A 5,785-nucleotide genomic window follows, 5' to 3' on the forward strand; every position below is an offset into this window, starting at 1 on the left:
GGGATCCGCGGGTCGCTCAGTTCGGTGTCGCCGACCCCGATGCCGCTGTCCAGCACCAGATCGCAGTGGTCGCGCAGGAAGGCGCCGGACGGGTCGCGGGAGGCGGTGCGCTCGGCGTAGGCCCCGGAGGTCACGCCCACCACCGTCAGTCCGAGCGAGCGGGCGTGCCGGGCCATCTCGATCGGCAGGACGTTGCGCCCGGAGAGGGAGATGACGATCAGCAGGTCCCCGGCCCGGGCGGGGGAGGCGTCCAGGGCCGCCGTGGCCAGGCCGGTGACCCGCTCCAGGGCGCTGCCCAGATGGGCCGGCATGACGTCCACACCGGTGGTGCCGGGAACGTTGAGCAGGTTGACCACGGCCAGCCCGCCCGCCCGGTAGACGAGGTCCTGGGCGGGCAGCGAGGAGTGGCCCGCGCCCCAGGCCAGGATCCGCCCCCCGGCGGCCACGGTGTCGGCGAGCGCCACGCCCGCGTGGCGGATCGCGTGGAGTTCCCGTTCCCGCAGCCGGCGCAGCAGGGACTCGGCGGCGAGCAGGTAGCGCTCGGCGTGGTCCCCGGCGTCCGGGGCGGGGCCGGCGGGAAGGGGATCGGTTCCGGTGCCGCTGGGACGGATCATCGCTGGTGGTACCCCCGGGGATCGACGGACGGAAGGCGGCGGATCGCCGTGCGTCACCGTGGTGCGGTCGGCGCCGCCCTGTCAAGGGCGTGCCGGGGTTCGGTCGGGGTCGCACGGCCCCGTATGTCGGTGGAATGCGTCAGAATTGAACCCAGGGCCACCGCGACACATACCTAGGGGCACTCATGTCCGGACTCATCGACACGACCGAGATGTACCTCCGTACCGTTCTGGAGCTGGAGGAAGAAGGCGTGGTGCCGATGCGGGCCCGTATCGCCGAGCGGCTGGACCAGAGCGGTCCCACCGTCAGCCAGACGGTGGCGCGGATGGAGCGCGACGGTCTGCTGACCGTCGCCGGGGACCGCCGGCTGGAGCTGACCACCGAGGGCCGCCGGTTGGCCGAGCGGGTCATGCGCAAGCACCGCCTGGCGGAGTGCCTGTTGGTGGACGTCATCGGCCTGGAGTGGGAGCACGTGCACGCGGAGGCCTGCCGCTGGGAGCACGTGATGAGCGACGCGGTGGAGCGTCGGGTCCTGGAGCTGCTCAACCACCCCACGCAGTCCCCCTACGGCAACCCCATCCCGGCGCTGGCGGAGCTGGGCGAGGAGGGTGTCGCCGAGTCCTTCCTGGAGGAGGGCATGCTGCCGCTCACCGAGGTGCGCGGTCCGGGCGGCAAGACCGTGGTGGTGCGTCGGATCGGTGAACCCATCCAGACCGACGCCCAGGTCATGAACACCCTGCGTCGGGCGGGGGTTCAGCCGGGGGCCTCGGTGAGCGTCACCAGCACGGTGGGTGGCGGTGTGCAGGTGGGCAGCGGCGGTGAGGCCGCGGAGCTGGACGCCTCGGTGGCGATGCACGTCTTCGTGGCCAAGGCGTCGTAGTTCGCGGGGCCCCGTGGTTCGCGGGCCCCTGCCGGGACGGCCCGGGGAGCGCCCCCGCGGTCGTTCCCCGTCGCTCGGTTCCCTCCGCCCCCGGGCCGGGCAGGTGTTGACGCGGTGTCATGCGATTCAGCGGGTTGTCGCGCGTGCCGGTGGCCCCGACCCGATCGGGTCGGGGCCACCGGCACGCGCGGGTACCTCCCCGCCGCGCCGTGGGAACCAACGGGACATCACCCCTCCCCTCATTCGAACTAATTTTCGATATCCTGGGGTTGTTCGTCGCCCGGGACGCCGGATGCCCCCCCGGGGACGGGAGAGGAGACGCGTTCCGATTCACCGGCCGGTAACGATGCGCCCGGCACCCGCGGCATGGTCAAATCGACACGTCGACCCGGACGAGTGGCCCGCATGAGTGAACCGGAAGGTCGAAGGGGAACGGGAGTCGGCGAGGGAGCCGGCGGAAAAGGCGCGCGGGACGCGGACGACGCCCCACGCCCCGGTGGGCCGGGAGACACGCGCGAGGCGACCGGCACGACGGTGTCCCCGGCGACATCGGGAGGCGAGGAGGCGAAGCGCATGGCGCGGCGGATCGAGGTGGCCGGTCGGGACGGACTGCGGTTGGTGGTCAGGAATTTCTCGGCACGCGCCGAGCGGTCCGGTGATTCCTCCCGTCCCGCGGTGCTCATGCTCCACGGCCTCATGGGGCGGGCCTCCCACTGGGCCGGCGCGGCCCGCCGTCTCGAGGACCGCTTCCGGGTGTTCGGACTGGATCAGCGCGGTCACGGCCTCAGCGACAAACCCGTCACCGGTCCCTACGACCGGGATGCCTTCGTCGCCGACCTGGAGGCGGTGATCCACCGTCTCGAACTCGCGCCGGTGATCCTCATCGGCCATGCCATGGGAGCACTGACGGCCTGGCAACTGGCCGCCCGCCGCCCCGACCTGGTGCGGGCCCTGGTCATCTGTGACATGCGGGCCTCCGCGCTCGGTGAACGGGCCCAGCGCGACTGGGAGGAGTGGTACGCCTCCTGGCCTCTGCCCTTCGGCAGTCGGGCGGCGGCGCGACGCTGGTTCGCCGAACAGGATCCGCGCCTGGAACGCCCCTCCGCCACCCGCGGCGACTACTACGCCGAGGTGATGGTCGAACGGGCCGACGGTTGGCGGCCGGTGTTCTCCCGTCGGCAGATGCTGATGGCCCGTGAGAGCTGGATCCACGACGCGCACTGGGAGGAACTCGCGCGCGTCCGCTGCCCGAGCCTGGTACTGCGGGGTGTGGACGGGGAGTTGGGGCGTGCCGAGGCCCAGGAGATGGTCCGGGTGCTGGCGCGCGGGCGCTACGCCGACATCCCCGACGCCGGTCACCTCGCCCACCTCGACCGGCCGGACGCCTGGCAGGAGGTGGTGGACGGCTTCCTCGATGACGTGCTGCGCGAGGACGCCCCGCGCGAGGACGTGCCGCACGAGGAAGCCAACCGGGAGGAAGTCGCTCCGGAGGGGCGCGACACCCCGGAGGAGGCCCCGGGGCCGGGGGCCGCGAACGACGGCACCCCCGGGGCCCCCGCGCCGACCGGGGCGCACCGGGCCGGACGGCGGGCGGGGGCGCGGAGCACACCGCGCGGCTCCGGCCCCTGACCGGGATACCCCCGGGACGCGCGAGGCCGGGCCGAAGCCGTGACCGGGAACCGTTCTCCCGTGCCCGGGTCCGACCGACGGCCCGAACCACCGCCGTCCCCGGCGCTCCGGCCCCAACGGCGCGGGCCCGGAGAGCCCACCCACCGGGGGACGGCCGTCGGCGAGCGCGGTGCCGGGACGGAAACGTTCCGTCCGGAACGGGGCCGGACGCCCGACGGGGTGAGAGAGGGGAGGGGCCACGCCGATTCCCCCTCGCCCCCCTTGTCGGCTGTTTCCGTTTCGTGGGTTTGCTCACCCGTATCCCCCCTTCCTCTCCTCCCACCCGGAACCCCGGGGTGACCGTGATCGCGCCCTCACTCCCGGCGCGTACGCAAGAAGCGCGCGCTGGGCGCATCGCAGCCGGGGGAGGCGCACGGGTGGTTCGACACCCCTGCCCGGCATTCCCGTCCGGGTGCCGGGCGGAAGACCCCCGAATCGCTTCCCGTAACGGCTCATCGCCCGGGCCACGGGGGCCCCGGAAGGACATCGTGGGACACGCGCGTCCGCGCCGTCGGCCGGCGGCGCGTTCACGGCAGGCGCCCTGCCCTGCGCCGAAAGTGTGACGGCCCGCCCCCGGGCTGTCACGCGCAGTCGGGGCGCACGGTCGCATCGAGCGGTGCGCAGGCATGCCCCCCGGGGCCGGCCGGGAATCCATCACCAGGGGCGCCACCGGGGCGCCGGTACGCGCACCGCGAGGAGTCACAGATGATCGAGGGACCGGGGGTTCCGCCCGCCCGGCAGCCGAACGAGCGACTGGTGGCCATGATCCGGGAAGCCGGGTGCTCCAACGCCGGCCTGGCCCGGCGGGTCAACGTGCGGGCGGCCGAACGCGGGCTGGACTTCCGTTACGACAAGACGTCCGTCGCCCGATGGATCCGGGGTCAGCAACCGCGCGGACGCGCGCCCGAGGTCATCGCCGAGGCCATCGGCGCGAAGCTCGGCCGGCCCGTCACCCCCGAGGAGATCGGCATGGGCGGGGCCCGCCGAACCGCCTCCTCGATCGGCCTGCGGTTCGCCCCCGACCTCGGCGACTCGGTGGAGCAGGCGGCCGAGCTGTGGCGCACCGACGGGGGGCGGCGCGACCCCGCCGGGTTCGACGGGAGCCGACTGCCGGCCGCCGCCGGGGCCACCCCGTCGGCCCTGGTCGAACCCTCCCGCGACTGGCTGATCACCCCTGTCGACGATCGGGTCGGGCGTACCGGCGGGCCCCGGGTGGGCACCGCCGACGTGGAGGCGGTGCGCGCGACCTCCGCCGCGCTGGTGGAGTTGGACCGCCGGTGGGGGTCGGGCCATGTCCGGCCCCTGGTCGTCCACTACCTGGGGACGGTCGTCGCCGGCCTGCTCTCCGGTTCCTACCGCGAGGAGGTGGGACGCGAACTGTTCGCGGTCGCCGCCCGCCTCACCGAACTCGCCGGCTACATGGCGGTGGACACCGGACTCCCGGGGCTGGCCCAGCGCTACTACATCCAGGCGCTGCGGCTCTCCCAGGCCTCCGGGGACCGGGGCTTCGGCGGTTACGTGCTGGCGGCCGGGATGAGCCACCTGGCGGCCCAGCTCGGCAACCCCCGTGAGGTGGTGCAGCTCGCCCGGGCCGCCGGAGAGGGCACCCGGGGACGGGTCGGACCCCGCGCCGAGGCGCTGTACCTGGCCGCCGAGGCACGCGGCCACGCCCAACTGGGCGACCGCGAGAGCTGCCGGCGCGCCGCCTCCGCGGCGGTGGCCGCCCTGGAGCGCGCCAACCCCGCCTCCGGTGACGATCCGGACTGGATCACCCACTTCGACCGTGCCTACCTCGCCGACGAGCTGGCCCACTGCCACCGCGACCTCGGCCAGGGCGCGGCCACCCGGGAGCGGGCCCGCGAGGCGCTGGCGGAACTTCCGGAGGGCCGCACCCGGCGCCGGGTCATCGTGCTGCTGCTCCTGGCCTCCGGGCGACTCCAGGAGGGCGAGCTCGAGGAGGCGTGCTGCACCGCCGGTGAGGCCGGGGAGCTGCTGGAGGGGGTGCGGTCCCGGCGCGGCACCGAATACTTCGGCGACTTCCTGGCACGCCTGGCGCCGCATCAGGGAAACCCGTCCGTCACGGAGTTCACCGAGCGCTGGCGCGGCGCCGGGAGTCTTCCCGTGGCGGTGTGATCCCGCTCCCGGGGCGCCCGGGGAAGGGGTTGGACCACGGGCCCGAACGGGTACCGTGGTGCGGCGCCCCACCCGGGCGTGCCGGGCGCGGCATCGCGGGCCGGCGGTGGAATGAGGTCACGAGGAGCCGGCCGTTGAGCAGCCACCACGGACGTGAGGACGCACCGCACCCCGCGCCCGGCGGCGGGTCGTACCCGCCGGGGCCCGCCGAGCCGTGGTCCGAGGGCCCGGGAGGGCACGTTCCCGGCTCCCCCGGCGGATACGGGTACCCCCCCGTCGCCGGTGCCGGGACGCCGGTGCCACCGATGCCCGCCGCGCCGCCGATGCCCGCCGTCCCGCCCCCGCATCCGGGGCCCGGTGCGACGGGGGCCCGGGCGGACGAGCCCACCCGGGCGATGCCCCCGATATCCGCGGAACCCTCGATATCCGACGGGGCCCCGTACGGTGTCGAGGCGCCGTACGGCGTGACCCCGCCGTACGGCGCCGACC

The 5,785-nt window shown here is 74.8% G+C and carries 3 protein-coding genes and 1 pseudogene; 3 read left to right on the forward strand and 1 reads right to left on the reverse strand.

Annotated elements, in window-relative coordinates; translation table 11 throughout:
* Window positions 1-614 (reverse strand): sugar isomerase domain-containing protein (locus FNQ90_RS10590; protein WP_182606142.1); only part of this gene is annotated, 614 nt, incomplete at its 3' end.
* A gap of 185 nt (window positions 615-799) precedes the next feature.
* On the opposite strand from FNQ90_RS10590, the gene FNQ90_RS10595 reads away from it, so the two are divergent.
* From FNQ90_RS10595 to FNQ90_RS10605, 3 genes and pseudogenes are all read left to right on the forward strand, one after another.
* The gene (locus FNQ90_RS10595) at window positions 800-1,495 is read left to right on the forward strand and encodes a metal-dependent transcriptional regulator (RefSeq protein ID WP_143620583.1); all 696 of its coding nucleotides are present in this window, start codon (window positions 800-802) and stop codon (window positions 1,493-1,495) included.
* Between the two features lie 573 nt (window positions 1,496-2,068).
* Window positions 2,069-2,983 (forward strand): annotated as a pseudogene (locus tag FNQ90_RS10600) (alpha/beta fold hydrolase); the annotation flags it as partial.
* Between the two features lie 885 nt (window positions 2,984-3,868).
* Entirely contained in the window at window positions 3,869-5,296 is a 1,428-nt protein-coding gene (locus tag FNQ90_RS10605; RefSeq protein ID WP_182606143.1) for a transcriptional regulator, read from the forward strand.
* Window positions 5,297-5,785 lie beyond the last annotated feature (489 nt).

Source organism: Streptomyces alkaliphilus, from assembly GCF_014141535.1.
Classification (GTDB): domain Bacteria; phylum Actinomycetota; class Actinomycetes; order Streptomycetales; family Streptomycetaceae; genus Streptomyces; species Streptomyces alkaliphilus.